The 15,579-nt window shown below is 70.3% G+C and carries 16 protein-coding genes; 5 read left to right on the forward strand and 11 right to left on the reverse strand.

Annotation, left to right across the window (positions count from 1 at the left end; all coding sequences use genetic code 11):
• Window positions 1–6: 6 nt before the first annotated feature.
• From ABKA17_RS40545 to ABKA17_RS40555, 3 genes are read right to left on the reverse strand one after another with little or no spacing between them, the layout of a single operon-like run.
• A complete protein-coding gene (locus ABKA17_RS40545; RefSeq protein WP_353697418.1) occupies window positions 7–798 on the reverse strand; it encodes a coniferyl-alcohol dehydrogenase in 792 nt (263 codons plus the stop codon).
• 20 nt (window positions 799–818) lie between these two features.
• A complete protein-coding gene (locus ABKA17_RS40550) occupies window positions 819–2,078 on the reverse strand; it encodes a cytochrome P450 (RefSeq protein ID WP_353697419.1) in 1,260 nt (419 codons plus the stop codon).
• A 37-nt stretch (window positions 2,079–2,115) separates the two neighbouring features.
• Window positions 2,116–2,517, reverse strand: coding sequence for an SCP2 sterol-binding domain-containing protein (locus ABKA17_RS40555; protein ID WP_353697420.1), 402 nt, complete (start codon window positions 2,515–2,517; stop codon window positions 2,116–2,118).
• A gap of 243 nt (window positions 2,518–2,760) precedes the next feature.
• Here ABKA17_RS40555 and ABKA17_RS40560 point away from each other — a divergent pair, with 243 nt between their 5' ends.
• Both ABKA17_RS40560 and ABKA17_RS40565 read left to right on the forward strand, forming a co-directional pair.
• A complete protein-coding gene (locus ABKA17_RS40560; protein ID WP_353697421.1) occupies window positions 2,761–3,321 on the forward strand; it encodes a TetR/AcrR family transcriptional regulator in 561 nt (186 codons plus the stop codon).
• Between the two features lie 125 nt (window positions 3,322–3,446).
• Window positions 3,447–4,484, forward strand: coding sequence for an MBL fold metallo-hydrolase (locus ABKA17_RS40565; protein ID WP_353697422.1), 1,038 nt, complete (start codon window positions 3,447–3,449; stop codon window positions 4,482–4,484).
• 9 nt (window positions 4,485–4,493) lie between these two features.
• Here ABKA17_RS40565 and ABKA17_RS40570 read toward each other — a convergent pair whose 3' ends face one another.
• Together ABKA17_RS40570 and ABKA17_RS40575 are read right to left on the reverse strand one after the other, a co-directional pair.
• On the reverse strand, window positions 4,494–5,516 hold the full coding sequence (locus ABKA17_RS40570; RefSeq protein ID WP_353697423.1) for a MaoC family dehydratase: 1,023 nt from the start codon (window positions 5,514–5,516) through the stop codon (window positions 4,494–4,496).
• A 53-nt stretch (window positions 5,517–5,569) separates the two neighbouring features.
• On the reverse strand, window positions 5,570–6,457 hold the full coding sequence (locus tag ABKA17_RS40575) for an HpcH/HpaI aldolase/citrate lyase family protein (protein WP_353697424.1): 888 nt from the start codon (window positions 6,455–6,457) through the stop codon (window positions 5,570–5,572).
• 81 nt (window positions 6,458–6,538) lie between these two features.
• Between ABKA17_RS40575 and ABKA17_RS40580 the strand changes: the two genes are divergently transcribed.
• From ABKA17_RS40580 to ABKA17_RS40590, 3 genes are read left to right on the forward strand one after another with little or no spacing between them, the layout of a single operon-like run.
• Window positions 6,539–7,696: an acyl-CoA dehydrogenase family protein gene (locus ABKA17_RS40580; RefSeq protein WP_353697425.1), complete on the forward strand. Its 1,158-nt coding sequence runs from the start codon at window positions 6,539–6,541 to the stop codon at window positions 7,694–7,696.
• 37 nt (window positions 7,697–7,733) lie between these two features.
• On the forward strand, window positions 7,734–8,783 hold the full coding sequence (locus tag ABKA17_RS40585; RefSeq protein WP_045557814.1) for an LLM class F420-dependent oxidoreductase: 1,050 nt from the start codon (window positions 7,734–7,736) through the stop codon (window positions 8,781–8,783).
• Window positions 8,784–8,790: 7 nt separating this feature from the next.
• Entirely contained in the window at window positions 8,791–9,501 is a 711-nt protein-coding gene (locus ABKA17_RS40590; RefSeq protein ID WP_353697426.1) for a TetR/AcrR family transcriptional regulator, read from the forward strand.
• Between the two features lie 81 nt (window positions 9,502–9,582).
• Here ABKA17_RS40590 and ABKA17_RS40595 read toward each other — a convergent pair whose 3' ends face one another.
• From ABKA17_RS40595 to ABKA17_RS40620, 6 genes are read right to left on the reverse strand one after another with little or no spacing between them, the layout of a single operon-like run.
• Window positions 9,583–10,725, reverse strand: coding sequence for a CaiB/BaiF CoA transferase family protein (locus ABKA17_RS40595; RefSeq protein ID WP_353697427.1), 1,143 nt, complete (start codon window positions 10,723–10,725; stop codon window positions 9,583–9,585).
• An 11-nt stretch (window positions 10,726–10,736) separates the two neighbouring features.
• Window positions 10,737–11,972, reverse strand: a complete 1,236-nt coding sequence (locus ABKA17_RS40600) for an NAD(P)/FAD-dependent oxidoreductase (RefSeq protein ID WP_353697428.1) — start codon at window positions 11,970–11,972, stop codon at window positions 10,737–10,739.
• On the reverse strand, window positions 11,972–12,163 hold the full coding sequence (locus ABKA17_RS40605; protein WP_045557817.1) for a ferredoxin: 192 nt from the start codon (window positions 12,161–12,163) through the stop codon (window positions 11,972–11,974). The genes ABKA17_RS40600 and ABKA17_RS40605 overlap by 1 nt, the downstream gene beginning before the upstream one ends.
• Window positions 12,163–13,494: a phytoene desaturase family protein gene (locus ABKA17_RS40610; RefSeq protein ID WP_353697429.1), complete on the reverse strand. Its 1,332-nt coding sequence runs from the start codon at window positions 13,492–13,494 to the stop codon at window positions 12,163–12,165. Before ABKA17_RS40610 ends, ABKA17_RS40605 begins: the two co-directional genes overlap by 1 nt.
• A gap of 22 nt (window positions 13,495–13,516) precedes the next feature.
• A complete protein-coding gene (locus tag ABKA17_RS40615) occupies window positions 13,517–14,380 on the reverse strand; it encodes an SDR family NAD(P)-dependent oxidoreductase (RefSeq protein WP_353697430.1) in 864 nt (287 codons plus the stop codon).
• A 30-nt stretch (window positions 14,381–14,410) separates the two neighbouring features.
• Window positions 14,411–15,577 (reverse strand): acyl-CoA dehydrogenase family protein, encoded by a 1,167-nt coding sequence (locus tag ABKA17_RS40620; RefSeq protein WP_353697431.1) that lies wholly within the window; start codon window positions 15,575–15,577, stop codon window positions 14,411–14,413.
• Window positions 15,578–15,579: the final 2 nt, after the last annotated feature.

A 15,579-nucleotide genomic window follows, 5' to 3' on the forward strand; every position in this document is an offset into this window, starting at 1 on the left:
CGCCCCTCAGACCTGGGGCGCCGGGACGTTGCCGGAGAGGACCGCGGCGGTGATGCCGCCGTCGACGGTCAGCGCGTGACCGTTGATCCAGCGGGCCTGGTCCGTCAGCAGGAACAGCACGGCGCCGGCGATGTCGTCCGGTGTGGCGTGCCGGCCGAGCAGCCCCTTCACACCGTCGAGCTGGTCCTTGCCCATCGACTGCTCGAAGTCGGCCAGGATGGGTGTCTCGACCGGCCCCGGCAGTACGGCGTTGATACGCAGGCCCATCTCTCCCAGGGCGAGCGCCATCGCCATCGTGTAGACGGTCGTCGCCTCCTTGGAGAAGTTGTAGGCGTTGCCCTGCTGGGGATGGTCGGCGAACCATCGCGCGCCTTCTTCGAAGGTGTCGGTGGCCAGCAGTTCCCTGATGGCCCCGAGTCGCTCCTGCCAGCCGAAGCCGGCGGTCGACGACACGATCACGACACAGCCGCCCGGCTTCAGCCGCTCCAGCAGCGACTCCGTCAGGTGCCGTACGGCCAGGAAGTTCACGGCGAACACGGTGTCGCCCGGAGCCGTGCCGGGGATGCCGGCGATGTTGAGCAGCCCGTCGAAGGTGCCGTCGAGCCGGCCGACCGCCTCGTCGATGGAGGCGGGGCCGGAGAGATCGACCTTGATGTGGGCATGGACCTTCGCCGTGGGCTGGTTACGGTCGAGGCTGTACACCTCCGCGCCGGCGGCGACCAGCTTCTCCGCGACCTCGTGACCGATGCCGGAGGCGGCTCCGGTGACGAGGTAACGCTTTCCCGCGAACTGCGACATCTGACTGCCTCTCAACGCGCTCAGAGGGTGTACGGCATGCTCTTGACGGCACGCACGAAGTTGCCGGCGAGATACACGGGCTCGCCCACCCGAAGGGTCGGCGCACGGTGCAGCAGCTGGTCGAAGATCTCGGTGAGCTGCATCTTCGCCAGGAAGTTGCCCATGCAGTAGTGCGGACCGCCGCCACCGAAGGCCAGGTGGTTGTTGGCCGGCCTCTGGATGTCGAGGAGGTGCGGGTCCTTGAAGACGCGCTCGTCCCGGTTCCCGGACGCGTACATCATCAGGACCCAGTCGCCCTCCCTGATCTCCTGCCCACCCAGCACCGTGTCGCGGGTGGCGGTACGGCGGAAGGTCTGGACGGGGGTGACGTACCGGACGAACTCCTCGACGGCCGGGGCGATCCGGCCCCCGAAGTCCTCCAGCAGCAGTGCCTTCTGGTCGGGGAAGTCCTGGAGGGCGCGGGCGGTCACGCTGATCGTGTTGCGGGTGGTGTCGTTGCCGGCCACGGACAGCAGCACGAAGTAGGCGGCGATCTCGTCGTCGGTCAGCCGCCGGCCGTCCACCTCGGCCTGGACCAGGCTGGTCCACAGGTCGTCCTTCGGCTCCGCCCTGCGGCGTTCGGCGTGTTCCAGGCCGATCTGCAACAGGGTGACCAGGGCCTCGTTGAGCACCTCGCCCGGTTCGCGCCCCGCGGCGACGTCCTCGTCCGCCCAGGAGACCATGCCGTCGGCGTGATGGGCGGCCAGTTCGCGCTGGTCCTCGGGGAGGCCCATCATCTCGTAGACGGTCCACATGGGCAGCCGCTTGGAGACCTGGCTGACGAAGTCGCCCTCCCGCGTGGTCAGGAGGTCGTCGACGATCGTCGTGGCCTGCCGCCGGATCTGGTCGTGGATCCTCGCGACCTGCTTGGGTGTGAACGCCGAGCTCACCAGGCGCCTGAGCTGGAAGTGGCGTGGAGCGTCCATGGCGAGGAACGACGACGCCGCCTCAAGGATGTCCTCGGGGATCTCCTCGACCATCACTCCGCGTGCCGAGCAGTAGATCTCCGGGTTCTTGCTGACCTCGGCGATGTGCTCGTGCCGGGTGACGGCCCACACGCCGTCGTTCTCCGGGGGCATCAGGGCGCCTTCGAGGGGCGGGTGCCAGCTGACCGGGCGCTCGTCGCGCAGTGTGCGGAACGCCTTCTCCCGTTCCTCCCAGGTGCCGGCCCAGAAGGACAACGGGGAGATGCTGACCGGGTCGTACGCCCGTGGCGCGGTTTCGGTGGACTGGATGGCCATGTTTCCTCCGTGGGTGGGGTGGCGGGCCCGGGCGGGCTCAGAGGACGAGGTCGTCCCGGCCGTCGCCGCGCAGGCTTTCGACGTAGAGGGGGAAGAGCTTCTTGCCCAGCGGTGCCAGCTTGAGCAGGCTCGCCACGTTGCCCTCGACCTTGATCCTGCTCTTGGCCATCGCCAGCGGGAGGTTGACCTTGCCCTGCCAGTAGGCGTTGCCGACGTCGGCCGCCATTCTCATGACGGCCTGCGGGGGTGCACCGCCGGTGCCGTCCCCGACGGTGCCCGCCGTCGTGTCCACTTCCACGACCGTGTCCGGCTCGGTGAAGGCGAACTGCAGCACCATTGCGGTGTCCCGGAGCTTGGGCCCGATCTCCGCGTCGGCGAACGCCGCCTCGAAGATGCCGCCGATGTACTTCCTGACCTCGTCCGCGTCTCTGAATCCCACGGTTCCTCCTGACGTCCGCGAGGAAGATCGCCCGAATCCGACGAGCGATTCAAATATAAGTTTGATTAGATTCCATACCCAAACGGGTCCCCGACGGGCAGCACCTCACGTGCCGCGGTCTCGAAGGGGGGCGCGTTTCGGGAACGTAACATAAGTCTTCTTATGGCGACTAGAGCCCGGCACCGAACTCATGCCCGCGGGGCGCCTACCATGACTTCCCACACCCCGACCAGGAGTCCGCGCATGCCCGCACGCAAGGATGCCGCCCGCTACTTCGACTGCGCGTTCGCCATCCTCGCCGCGCAGGGCTACGGCGGACTCAAACTCGCCCCCCTGTGCGAACGGATGGGCGTGACGACAGGCGCCTTCTATCACCACTTCACGAACTGGGGCGCCTTCACGGAGGCACTGCTGGACCACTGGCACCAGGAGCGCACCCACCGGCTCGTCGAGCTGGCCCGACTCGAACCGGACCCGCTCAACCGGCTCCAGGTCCTCCTCGATGCGGCCATGGAACTCCCGCACGGCGCGGAAGCCGCGATCCGGGCGTGGAGCACGATCGACCCTGCGGTCCACCGGATCCAGGAGAGCGTCGACCTGGAGCGGCACAGCTTCGTCCGGAAGGCGTTCGCCGCCCTGGTCGACGCGGAAGAGGCCGACCGACTCGCCACGCTCGGCATGTACCTTCTGATCGGGTTCGAGCAGGCCGAGTCACTCCGCGACCCGGAAGTGCTCTCGTGGGCACTGCACGAGCTCAAGAGGACGGCAACTCGGGGAGCGGCACTGCGCTCCGCGCCACGATGACCCGTCCTGCCACACCCGCCACTTGCACTGCTCCCGACCCGGCCGGCCAGAGGCTCTCTCACCCACCTGCAAATTTTAATATACGATAGATAAAATCCCTCGCCGTCAGCTTGCAGGAGCACACCGTGGCGCCACCGCTGCTCGAACAATCCGACGACTGGACCGAACCCGGTGCCCACCCCGTGGTGGACCACGTGTACCGCATCCCTCTGACGCTGCCGTTGGACGGGCTGGCGGCGGTCAACGTCTACCTGATCGAGGACGACGACGGCCTGGTGCTGATCGACTCGGGCTGGGCCGGGCCCGACACCGAGAAGGCACTGATCGAGGCGGTGCAGAGCCTCGGACACCGCCTGGACGACATCGGCCAGATCATCGTGACCCACGCCCACTGGGACCACTACACCCAGGCCCTGGCATTGCGTGAGTCGATCGGCAGCCGGGTCCGGGTCGGCTGGGAAGAGCGCCACACGATCGAGGGCTTCGATCTGGAGGACGGGGTGTGGCCCCGCCAGGTCGAGCTGCTGCGCGAGTGCGGCGCCCCCGACCTAGCGGCCCTGATCGCCGCCGTACCGGTCGAACAGAGCGACCGGGACATGCCGTTCGGGCCTCCGGACGAGTGGCTGAGGGACGGTGAGCGGATCGATCTCGCACGCCGCCGCCTGGACATACGGGCCACCCCCGGCCACACACGGGGGCATGTCGTGGTCGGGGACCCGACCGACGGCCTGCTGTTCTCCGGTGACCACGTGCTGCCGCACATCACTCCGTCGCTGGGCTTCGAACGCTCGCCCGAGCGCTACCCGCTACGGTCCTATCTCGCCTCCCTGCGCTTGACCCGACAGCTGCCGGACGCGCTGCTCCTGCCCGCCCACGGCCCCGTGACCAGGAGCGTCCACACCCGGGTGGACCAGCTGATCGCGCATCACGAGGAGCGGCTGGACGAGGTCCTCCGGCAGGTCGCGGCCGGCGCCGACACGGCCTACGCGGTGGCCCGCGCCCTGCCGTGGACCCGTCGCCGGAAAGGGCTCGACGAACTCCCGCCGGTGCACGCGATGACTGCGGTGCTGGAGATCGACGCCCACCTGGATGTCCTGGCCCAGCTGGGAGCGGTCAGCCCGCAACGCGTCGACGGGGTCCGGCGGTTCACGTCGTCCGCTTGACGGTGCTCCTCATGCGAGCACGACCGCATAGCGCCAGTCCAGGACGGAGCGGGCGGGCTCGTCGTCGCCGACCGCGCGGACCCGCGAGCGCAGGTGCGCCAGCCCGCCGTGTTCGCCCAGCGGCCGCAGGCGCTCCACTGCCACCGTGCTGTACAGGGTGTCCCCCTCATGGACGGGACCCAGGTGGTCGCAGCCCTGCCAGCCCACCACGGTGACGATGGAAGGCAGGGCTCGGGTGGCCTGCGCGAGGGCCACTCCGATCGTGTGGCCGCCGTAGACGAGCCGCCGCCCGCCCGCGGCATGGCGGTCGTGGTGCACCATGGCCACGTTGAGGGTGAGCCGGGCCAACTCGGGAGCGCCCGACACGACGTCCCCGCCGCCGACCTCCCAGACCATGCCCGCGGCCAGATCGGCGAACCGAGGCCATGCCACGCGCCGAGCGAACCGGTCTAGTCGCCATCCCCGCACCACCGCGGCGAGCGACGCGTGGTCGGGTTCCGCACCCACGGTGTCGAAGTCGGCCGCGTGGCCGGTACCGGCGTCCGGGTCCCGCAGGGGCAACATGGCGCACCGCCAGAAATCCAGCACCGGGCGATCATGCTGGTCGGTGGTGGTGATCCGCAGGGCGGCCAGACCAGTGGGACGGCGCCCGGGACGGTCCTTGTTGCGACGCAGGGCGACGACCTCTGTGGAGGTGCGCAGCGTGTCGCCGATGAGCGGGGTGCGGCGCAGGACCAGGCCGCGGTAGAAGAGGTTGGCTTTCACATGATGGGTGGCCAGCGTGGACTGCCCGATCGCCATGTCCCAGACCAGTGCGGGGTGGGCGAGAGGTGCCTGGCCCGTCACGGCGCGGCTCAGTTCCTCGTCCAGCGGGAGCGCGAGCCGGTCCCCCACGATCGACTGGTGGGTGGCGGCGTGACCGGAGGTCAGGGTCACCCCGGGCGCCCCGCCGAACACCTGCCCCACCGCCAGTTCGTCGAAGTACGGCCCCTCAGCCATACGTGCCGTCTCCTCCGGGACCACCGCACTCATGCCCGTGCCCCTCTCTTCCTCGGCCGTCGATGCCTCGCCTTCAAAAACGGCGCTCACGCTGTTGCCCCTCCCGCCCGGGCGAGCACCCGGCGTGCCGCGACCGCTACGGCCTCGTCGACCATCCGTCCGTCCAGGACGACGGCTCCCTCGGCGCGCGCGTGCCCCCGCTCCAGGGCGGCCAGCACCGTCCGGGCCCTCGCGGCCTCCTCGGCCGACGGTGTGAACGCCTCGTTGACCTGCGCGATCTGGCGTGGATGGATGACCCATTTGCCATCGAAGCCGAGGCGTGCCGCACGGCGCACCTGGCCGGCGAACTCCTCGTCGGCGGCCACCCCGAGATACGGACCGTCCACAGCGGCGAGGCCCGCGCCGCGAGCCGCCGTCAGGATCTCGTCCTGTGTGCGCAGCCAGGTCTCCGCCGGCGCGTCGGCGGCCCGCCCGAGCGACGCGGCCAGGTCGGCGTAGCCGATGATCAGGGTGGTCAGTCGAGGCGTCGCCGTCACGATCTCGCGCAGGTTGGCCAGTCCCGCCGCCGTCTCGATCAGCGCCTGTACGGGGACCGGATCGACGCGCCCGACGGCTGCCTCCGCGCCCGCCAGCAGCCGGTCCACGAAGGCGAGGTCACCGGCCGACTCGACCTTGGGCAGGACCACGGACACCCGCGCGCCCTGCCGCGCACACGCGACGACGTCCTCGTGACACCACGGCGTCCGGGGCGCGTTCACCCGGACCGCGATCCGCGGACCGGCCTCCGGCGCACGGCCCAGCCAGGCGGCGACGCGTTCCCGTGCGTCCGCCTTGGCCGTGGCCGCGACCGCGTCCTCGAGGTCGAGCACGATCTCGTCCGCTTCCGACGCGACAGCCTTCGCCATTTTGTGCTCGTCCGAGCCGGGTACCGACAGACGTGCCCTGAGCGCACCCGCCGAAATGTTCGCGGTCACCTCGTCTCCCCTCTCATTATCTAATCTAAATTAGACTATAATCGATCGACGCGAGTCCGGTAGTCGAGTGAGGAGACCTGTATGCCCACCCTGTCCGAGGAGGAACAGGACGTCGTCGATGTCGTCCGGGAGTTCGTCGACCGGGATGTGCGGCCCGTGGTGAGGGAACTGGAGCACGCCAACGAGTACCCCGAGAAGCTGATCGAGCAGATGAAGGCGCTCGGGATCTACGGCCTGGCCGTCCCGGAGTCCTACGGCGGGGCGCCGGTGTCCACGTCCTGCTATGTCGGCGTGACCGAGCAGCTGGCCCGCGGCTGGATGAGCCTGGCCGGGGCGATGGGCGGCCACACGGTCGTCGCCAAGCTCCTCCTCGCCTTCGGCACCGAGGAACAGAAGAACCGCTACCTGCCGAAGATGGCGACGGGGGAAGTACGGGCCACGATGGCCCTCACCGAGCCGGGCGGCGGCTCCGATCTCCAGGCGATGGGCACCGTCGCCCGTCGGCGGCCGGACGGCGACTACGTCGTCTCCGGCGCCAAGACCTGGATCAGCAACGCCCGCCGCTCCGGACTCATCGCGCTGCTGTGCAAGACGGACCCCGACGCCTCGCCCCGCCACAAGGGCATCAGCATCCTGCTCGTCGAGCACGGCCCCGGCCTCACCGTCTCCCGCGACCTGCCCAAGCTGGGCTACAAGGGCGTCGAGAGCTGCGAACTCTCCTTCGACGGCTACCGGGCGCCGGGCGACGCGCTCCTGGGCGGCGTCGAAGGACACGGGTTCGCACAGATGATGAAGGGCCTGGAGACGGGCCGTATCCAAGTCGCGGCGCGGGCACTCGGCGTCGGTCAGGCGGCCCTGGACGACGCCCTGCGGTACGCCCAAGAGCGCGAGAGCTTCGGCAAGCCGATCTGGCGGCACCAGGCGGTCGGCCACCGTCTCGCCGACATGGCCACGAAGCTCGTCGCGGCACGACAGCTGGTGCTGTACGCCGCGGACCGCCACGACTCCGGGGACCGGTGCGACATGGAGGCGGGCATGGCCAAGCTGTTCGCCTCCGAGACCGCCATGGAGATCGCGCTCGACGCGGTCCGGATCCACGGGGGGTACGGCTACTCCACCGAGTACGACGTCGAGCGCTACTTCCGCGACGCCCCCCTGATGATCGTCGGCGAGGGCACCAACGAGATCCAGCGCAACGTCATCGCCGCCCAGCTGGTCGACAGGGGCGGTCTGGCGTGAACCGGCCACCGCAGTCCACGACCGACCGGAGGACCACGTGAAACTCTCGATGCTGCTGTCCAAGTACACCGGCGATCCGGTGGCCACCGCCGGCCTCGTGCGCGACCTGGAGTCCGCGGGCCTGGACCTGGTGTGGGTCCCCGAGGCCTACGGTTTCGACGCCATGACCCTCGTCGGCTATCTCGCCGCGACGACCGAACGGATCCGGATCGGCACCGGCATCGTCAACGTCTTCAGTCGCACCCCCACCCTCCTGGCCATGAGTGCCGCCGCCGCGGACAGCCTCTCCCGGGGCCGTTTCGCCCTCGGTCTCGGCGCTTCCGGGCCGCAGGTCGTCGAAGGCTTCCATGGTGTGCCGTTCGACCGGCCGATGCGGCGGATCACCGAGACGATCGAGATCTGCCGGAAGACGTGGCGGCGCCAGGAACCCCTCACCCATGACGGCAGGGTCTACCAACTGCCCCTGCCCGCGGACCGCGGAACCGGGCTCGGCAAGCCGCTGCGGCTGATCAACCATCCGTACCGCGCCGACATCCCCGTCTACTGGGCCTCACTGATGGAACGCTCGGTGACCGCGACGGCCGAAGTGGCGGACGGCTGGCTTCCGTTGTTCTTCATGCCGGACAAGGCGGCGGAGGTCTTCGGGCCCGCGCTCGCCGCGGGAACCGCACGCCGCTCCCCCGAACTGCCGCCGCTCGACATCGTCGCCGGCGGCCCGGTCGCCGTCGGGGAGAACCTCCCGGTCGACGACCTGCTCGACCTGGAACGGCCCACGGCCGCCCGGTACATCGGCGGTATGGGCTCCCGCGACAAGAACTTCTACAACGACCTGGCCCGCCGATACGGCTTCGAGGCCGAGGCCGAGCTCATCCAGGACCTCTATCTGGACGGCAAGAAGAAGGAGGCCGAGGCCGCGGTCCCCCGGGAGTGGCTGGCCCGGACCACGCTGATCGGTCCGCCGGGTCTGGTGGCGGAACGGATCCACGCGTACCGGGAGGCCGGCGTGACGACCCTCAACCTGGACCCGGTGGGGCCGGACCCGGCCGGCACAGTGGAGGCCGTCCGGCGGCTGGTCGACGACCTATAGTTGACCCGTGCCTAGAAAATCCGCGGGTAAGCCGCCGGCCGATCCGTCCGACTCCAAGTCGGCGCGCACACGCGAACGCATCCTGGACGCGGCGGCCCACGTCCTCAGCCGCAAGGGCTACGCCGGAACACGGCTGAGTGACGTGGCGGAGCAGGCGGAGATCCAGGCTCCCGCCATCTACTACTACTTCTCCTCCCGGGAAGTACTGATCGAAGAGGTCATGTGGGTCGGTGTGGCCCGCCTGCGGGAGCATGTGGCGGAGGCGCTCGAAGCGCTCCCGCCGGACACCACCCCCATGGACCGCATCGACACCGCCGTGGAGGAACACCTGCGCTTTCAGCTGGCCATCTCCGACTTCGCCACCGCCGCGATCCGCAACGCGGGCCAGGTCCCCGAGGACATCCGCACCCGGCAGCTCGCCGAGGAGGGCAAGTACGGAGACATCTGGCGCACGCTCGTCCACGACGCCCAGAAGGCCGGTGAACTCCGCGCCGACCTCGAACCCCGGGTCGCCCGGATGCTGGTCCTGGGCGCCCTGAACTGGGCGACCGAGTGGTGGAATCCCCGCCAGGGCTCGCTGGACGTCGTGGTACGCACCGCGAAATCCCTGGTGCGGCACGGCCTGGAAGTGCCTACCACGCAGGAACAGGGCGGCGCGCGGCCGTCAGGAGGTTCCCGGGGCCGGCGGACGGCCACGTCGGCGAGCCGAACGGCCTGAGAGACGCATACAGGGGCCTCAGGAGCTTCCCCGCTTCAGAGCGTAATCTAATGTAAATTAGAGAATTAGCGTGACAAAAAGTCAGGCCTGCACGGCGGCGCCCGACGACAGCAAGCCCTCGGCGTCCTCGACGTCCCACGACGTGAGGACGTCGGCGGTGTGCCGGCCCGGCACCGGCGGGGGCGATCCGAGAGCGGTGGGCGTGGCCGAGAAGCGGGGTGCGGGAGCCGGTTGGAGGACGCCGTCGCGTTCCACCAGGGTGCCGCGGGCCCTGATGTGCGGGTGGTTCGACGCTTCGCGCAGGCTCAGTACCGGCGCCACGCACGCGTCCGACGTGGAGAACGCCTTGGCCCATTCGTCCTGGGTACGGCTCGCGAACGCCGCCGCGAGGCGCTCGCGCAGCCGCGGCCAACCGGTGCGGTCGTGCTGGGCGGCGGGGTCCTCGTCGAGTCCGAGAACGGCGAGCAGTTCCGCGTAGAACTTCGGTTCCAGGGCGCCGACCGCCATGTGACGGCCGTCGGAGGTCTCGTACACCGCGTAGAACGGCGCTCCGCCGTCCAGGAGGTTCACGCCGCGCTCGTCCTGCCACGTTCCGGTCGCCAGCATCATGTGGGTGCCGGCTAGCAGATGGGCCGTGCCGTCCACGATGGCGGCGTCCACGACCTGCCCCCGGCCGGTGCGCTCGGCCTCACGCAGGGCGGCCAGGACTCCGATGACGAGGTACGTCCCGCCGCCACCGAAGTCGCCGACGAGATTGAGCGGGATCTGCGGCGGGCCGCCGGCGCGACCGACGGCGTGCAGGGCGCCCGTCAGGGCGATGTACCCGATGTCGTGCCCGGCCAGTCGGGCCAGCGGCCCGTCCTGGCCCCAGCCGGTCATACGGCCGTAGACCAGGCGCGGGTTCCTGGCGAGGCAGTCGTCGGGGCCGAGACCGAGCCGCTCGGCGACTCCCGGGCGGTAACCCTCGATGAGGATGTCAGCCCGGGCCGCCATGTCCAGTACGGCCCGCACGGCGTCCGGTCGCTTCAGGTCGAGCAGGACCGACTTCTTCCCCCGGTTGAGGACGTCCACGTGCTCGAAGCCCGGGAACAGCCCGCTGCCGCCGGGGCGGTCGACCCGGACCACCTCGGCGCCCAGGTCCGCCAGGGTCATGCCCGCGAACGGGCCCGGGCCGATGCCCGCGAGTTCCAGCACCCTGCATCCCGCGAGCGGGCCGTCTGCCATCTTCTTCCCTCTCATACGTCGGCGGTCTGCCGGGATTCGCTCCGTGACCGGGCGAACGCGAGCCCTTCCTCCCACGAGGCGCCCCGGGCGACGAGTCGCCGGTATTTCATGATCTCGGTGGGCCTGTTGACGGCCAGGGCCCCCACCAGCCGGTCACCCGCGCGGTACAGGGCGACGCCCTGGTGGTCGCGCTCGATGTCGCCGTCGACCACGGCGATCTCCTCCGCGTCGGGGACGCCGACGAACTGGATACGGGTGTCGTACTGGTCGGACCAGAAGTACGGCACTGTCGCGTAGCCCTTCGCCGCCCCGGGGTTCAGGGCGTTGCGGGCGGCGAGGGCCCCCTGTTCGGCCGCGCTGGTCCAGTGCTCCAGGCGCATGGGCCGGTCGAAGACGGGGTTGTGCCAGCGGGCGACATCGCCCGCCGCATACACGTTCTCGGCTCCGGTGCGGAGTGTCTCGTCGCAGACCACGCCGTCGTCCAGGGTCAGGCCGGAACCCACCAGCCAGTCGGTGGCGGGTACCGCACCGGTGCCGACGACGACCAGGTCGGCGTCGAGCACGCTCCCGTCGGAGAGCCGGACCCTTTCGACCCGGCCCTCCCCCTCCAGCGCGGTGACGCTCAGCCCGCACCGCAGATCGGTGCCGTGGCGCCGGTGCAGGGAGGCGAGAGCGCCTCCCATGGTCTCGCCGACAGCACGTACCAGCGGCGTCGCCTGTGCCTCGACCACGACGACGTCCAGCCCGCGTTTCCTGGCGGCGGCAGCGGTCTCGGCGCCGATGAAACCGGCGCCGATCACCACGGTCCGCGCCCCGGCGTCGAGGGCACGTCGGACAGCGGCCGCGTCGTCCAGGGTGCGCAGCGTGTGTACGCCTGTCAGGCCCTCGGTGCCGGGCAGCCGGCGCGCGGTCGCGCCGGTGGCGATGACCAGGGCGTCGTAGCCGATGGGCCGCTCACCGACGACGACCGTGCGGGCCGCGGTGTCCAGGCACGTGGCGGGGGCGCCCAGCAGGAGTTCCGCGCCGAGTTCGGTGCGGAACACCTCCTTGGTGCGGAAAGTCGGCGGTGGCACGTCCGCACCGTTCGCGTCGAGGAACTGCTTGGAGAGCGGGGGCCGGTCGTACGGGAGGTGCGGCTCGGCCCCGACGAGGGTGATCCGCCCCTCGAAACCGCCTTTGCGTGCGGCCTCGACGGCCCGGAGCCCGGCCAGGGACGCGCCGACGACGACCAGCCGGCGGGTTCCCATCAGGGCTCCAGCCGGAGGGCCTCGGTCGGGCAGCCCGCGATGGCTTCCTCGACGTCGGAAAGAGTCCCTGGGGGGACGGTCTCCGTCATCAGCACGAGTTCGCCCTCGTCGTTCACTTCGAACACGTCGGGTGCCAGGGACTCGCAGATACCCAGACCTGTGCACTTGGAACGGTCAACGGTGATCTTCATCAGTGCTCCTTCGGGGCTCCGGTCGGCTCGGCCGCGACGCCGACCGGGTGGTGTCGCAGGATCTGTTCGACGACGAGCTTCGCGGTCTCCGCGCAGGCCGTGGTGCCGCCGTTGGCGTACTCCTTGACCGCGTCGCCGACGTTCCAGAGGTTGGGGACGGGAGTGGTGTTCGGGAGGTCGAAGCCCGCCACAGCACGTTGCGGAGGCCAGCCGTCGCGGGTGACGACGGTGGACAGGATCCGGGCGCGATCGAAACCCGGGATCTGGTCGCGGAGATCGGCCATGAGCAGCTCGGTCTCGGCCGCCTCGTCGAAGTCGCCGACAGCCGGCTGCGGGACGGCCGTACCCACGTAGAGGTGCCAGCCCTCCGGTGCCATCTCCGGGCAGGTCGCGGTGAAGTTGGCGACGTAGCACATGCGGCGGGTGCTGGCGAAACTGAGGAGGCCCGGTGCCTCGACCAGGCGCTCCTGGCTGGCAAAGTTGACCGAGATCATCGCGCAGGGCCGGTCGCCGCGCCGTACCGAGGTCAGGTACTCCTCGGAAAAGTGCTCCTCGCCGGCGAGTGTCACGGTGGCGGCCGGCCCGACGTCGCTGACCGCCAACCGGCAGGCGACCTCGGTGTCCTGGCCGTCGCGGGCGACGACGGCGCCGGTGACCCGGCCGGCGTCCACCGTCAGGCTGCGCACCTCGCTGTCCAGCCAGACCTCACCGCCGCCGGCGATGACCACGTCGGCGAGCGCGCGCCAGATCCCGATGGTGCCGTCGGGACAGAACCCGAACTTCTTGAAGGCGCTCTTGCGGGTGAAGTAGGTGAGGAAGACACGGGCGGGCAGTTCCTCGGAACTCACCGCGAAGACCGATCCGCACATGTTGCGGAAGACACCGTGCACGGATTCGTTCTTGGTGTACCGGCGGATCCAGTCGGCGGTGGACAGTTCGGCGTCGGGCAGGCCGCTGTCCTCGCGGGCGGCACCGAGGCCGCCGAGGAGCTTGGCGCCCTGGCGGGTGAGCTTGGACAGCAGCATGCCCCAGCCGCCACCGGTCACATCGATGTCCTTGCCGCCGATGCGGTACAGGATGGGCGGGTTGGCCCGGCGGACGTCGAACTTGGCGCCGACCTCCTGGAAGGTCTCCTCGGTGATGCCGCCCACCTCGATGACGATGGCCCCGTTGTTGACCTTGAAGCCGTCGATGTCGTGGGTGGAGGCCCGCCCGCCCACACGGTCGAGGCGTTCCACCACGAGGGTGCGGTAACCGTGGTGGGTCAGGCGGGCGGCGGTGAACAGGCCGCCCGCGCCGGCGCCGATGACGAGGGCGTCGAAGGATTTCACGAAGGCTGTCTCCTTTACGGGCTCAGGCCAGCGGATTGGTGCCGACGGCGGCGCCGTCCATGTCGGTGATGTCGGACCAGCGGTCGGCGACGTCCTGGAGGCTCGGGGTGCCGGCGAAGGTCACCCCCTTGGAGGCGAAGTACGCGACCCGCTGGACGCGGTCGCCGCCGGCGATCAGCACCGTGCCGGTGTCGGTGCATTCGTCGGTCAGCAGATGGGCGACGACGGGTGCCACGAAGTCGGCCGGCAGCCGCTCCAGGAGCTCGGCGGGGGCGGCGTCCTCACTCATCCGGGTCCTGGCCAGCGGTGCGACCGCGTTGGCGAGGATGTTGTACTTGCGCCCCTCGACCGCGAGCGTGTTGACCAGGCCGACCAGGCCGAGCTTGGCGGCGCCGTAGTTGGCCTGTCCGAAGTTGCCGTACAGCCCGGAGGTGGAGGTCGCCATGACCACCCGGCCGTGTCCCTGCTCGCGGAAGTGCGGCCAGGCGGCGCGGGTGACGTGGTACCCGCCGAAGAGGTGCACGCGCTGCACGGCCTCCCACTGGTCCACCGTCATCTTCACGAAGGAGGCGTCCCGCAGGATGCCCGCGTTGTTGACCACGCCGTGCACGGCCCCGTACTCCCGCAGGGCGGTGCCGATCACGCCGGTGGCGCCCTCCTCGGTGGCCACGCTGTCGTAACTGGCGACCGCCTGGCCGCCCGCGGCCCGGATCTCGGCGACGACGGCGTCGGCCATCGCGTTGCCCGATCCGGTGCCGTCCCGCGCGCCACCGAGGTCGTTGACGACGACTCGGGCGCCGTGCCGGGCCAACAGCAGCGCGTACTCGCGCCCCAGCCCGCCGCCCGCGCCGGTCACCACGACGACCCGGTCCTGTACTCCTGCCATGTGGGTACTCCTCGTTGCTCGGATGGGGGATCAGTACGAGTTCGGCAGGCCGAGGCTGTGCTGGGCCACGAAGTTGAGCACCATCTCCCGGCTGACCGGGGCGGTGCGCAGCATGCGGGCGACGAACCACAGGTCGGCCAGGCCGTACTCGCGGGACAGGCCGTTGCCGCCATGGGTCTGGATCGCCTGGTCGAGGGCCTTGAGAGAGGCTTCGGCGGCGGTGAACTTCGCGATGTTGGCCGCTGCCGCGGCGTCCTGTCCGGCGTCGAACAGCTCCGCGCTGCGTGCTGTGGCGAGCCGGGCGAGCTCGACCCCGATGTGCGCTTCGGCGAGGGGGTGGGAGATGCCCTGATGGGCTCCGATCGGAGCGGACCACACCGTGCGTTCGCGGGCGTAGTCGCGGGCCTTGCCCACCGCGTAGCGGCCGATGCCGTTGCTGAGCGCCGAAGCGGTGATGCGCTCGGGGTTGAGGCCGGCGAAGACCTGCCGCAGGCCCTTGCCGCGCTCCCCGATCAGGGCGTCGCCGGTCACCCGGACGTCGTCGAAGAACAGGGTGAACTGTTTGTCCGGGCAGACCAGTTCGGTCTCGATGGGCTGGAACTGCAGGCCGGGCGAGTCGAGGGGAACAACGAACAGGGACAGCGGGCCGCGTCCGGACGCCGAGGGAGCGAGATCGCCGTCCCGGGTGACGACGAGCACGGCGTCCGCCTCGTTCAGGGCGGAGATGAAGTACTTGGAGCCCGAGATGCGCCACCCCTCGCCGTCGGAGCGCGCGGTGGTGGTGATGGCATGGCTGTTGGATCCGGCGTCCGGCTCGGTGATGGCGAACGCCATCCTCCGGCGACCCGTGGCGATGTCCGGCAGCCAGGCCCGCTTCATCTCCGGCGAGGCGTGGGCCGCGAGGATCGAGCCGCAGATGGCGGGCGAGATGACGCTGCTGAGGAGCGGCATGCCATGGGCCGACAACTCCTCGAGGACCACGACGAGTTCGGCGAGACCCGCGCCCCCGCCCCCGTACTCCTCGGGAAGGTGGACGCCCAGCAGCCCGGCCTCCCCCAGTTCGCTCCACAGCTCCTCCACGCCCGCGCCCGTCCGGGCACGTTCGCCGTAGTACGCGTGCCCGTAGCGGGCGGCGATCTTGGCGGTGCTCTCCCGGATCAGCCGATGCTCGTCGCTGTCCGTGATCAGTGTTGTCATCG

The organism is Streptomyces sp. RG80 (assembly GCF_040446465.1).
GTDB lineage: Bacteria > Actinomycetota > Actinomycetes > Streptomycetales > Streptomycetaceae > Streptomyces.

Coding starts and splice junctions, on each gene's coding strand:
- ABKA17_RS40545 (WP_353697418.1), bottom strand. CDS start 798: ATGTCGCAGTTCGCGGGAAAGCGTTACCTCGTCACCGGAGCCGCCTCC.
- ABKA17_RS40550 (WP_353697419.1), bottom strand. CDS start 2,078: ATGGCCATCCAGTCCACCGAAACCGCGCCACGGGCGTACGACCCGGTC.
- ABKA17_RS40560 (WP_353697421.1), top strand. CDS start 2,761: ATGCCCGCACGCAAGGATGCCGCCCGCTACTTCGACTGCGCGTTCGCC.
- ABKA17_RS40570 (WP_353697423.1), bottom strand. CDS start 5,516: ATGAGTGCGGTGGTCCCGGAGGAGACGGCACGTATGGCTGAGGGGCCG.
- ABKA17_RS40580 (WP_353697425.1), top strand. CDS start 6,539: ATGCCCACCCTGTCCGAGGAGGAACAGGACGTCGTCGATGTCGTCCGG.
- ABKA17_RS40595 (WP_353697427.1), bottom strand. CDS start 10,725: ATGGCAGACGGCCCGCTCGCGGGATGCAGGGTGCTGGAACTCGCGGGC.
- ABKA17_RS40600 (WP_353697428.1), bottom strand. CDS start 11,972: ATGGGAACCCGCCGGCTGGTCGTCGTCGGCGCGTCCCTGGCCGGGCTC.
- ABKA17_RS40605 (WP_045557817.1), bottom strand. CDS start 12,163: ATGAAGATCACCGTTGACCGTTCCAAGTGCACAGGTCTGGGTATCTGC.
- ABKA17_RS40615 (WP_353697430.1), bottom strand. CDS start 14,380: ATGGCAGGAGTACAGGACCGGGTCGTCGTGGTGACCGGCGCGGGCGGC.
- ABKA17_RS40620 (WP_353697431.1), bottom strand. CDS start 15,577: ATGACAACACTGATCACGGACAGCGACGAGCATCGGCTGATCCGGGAG.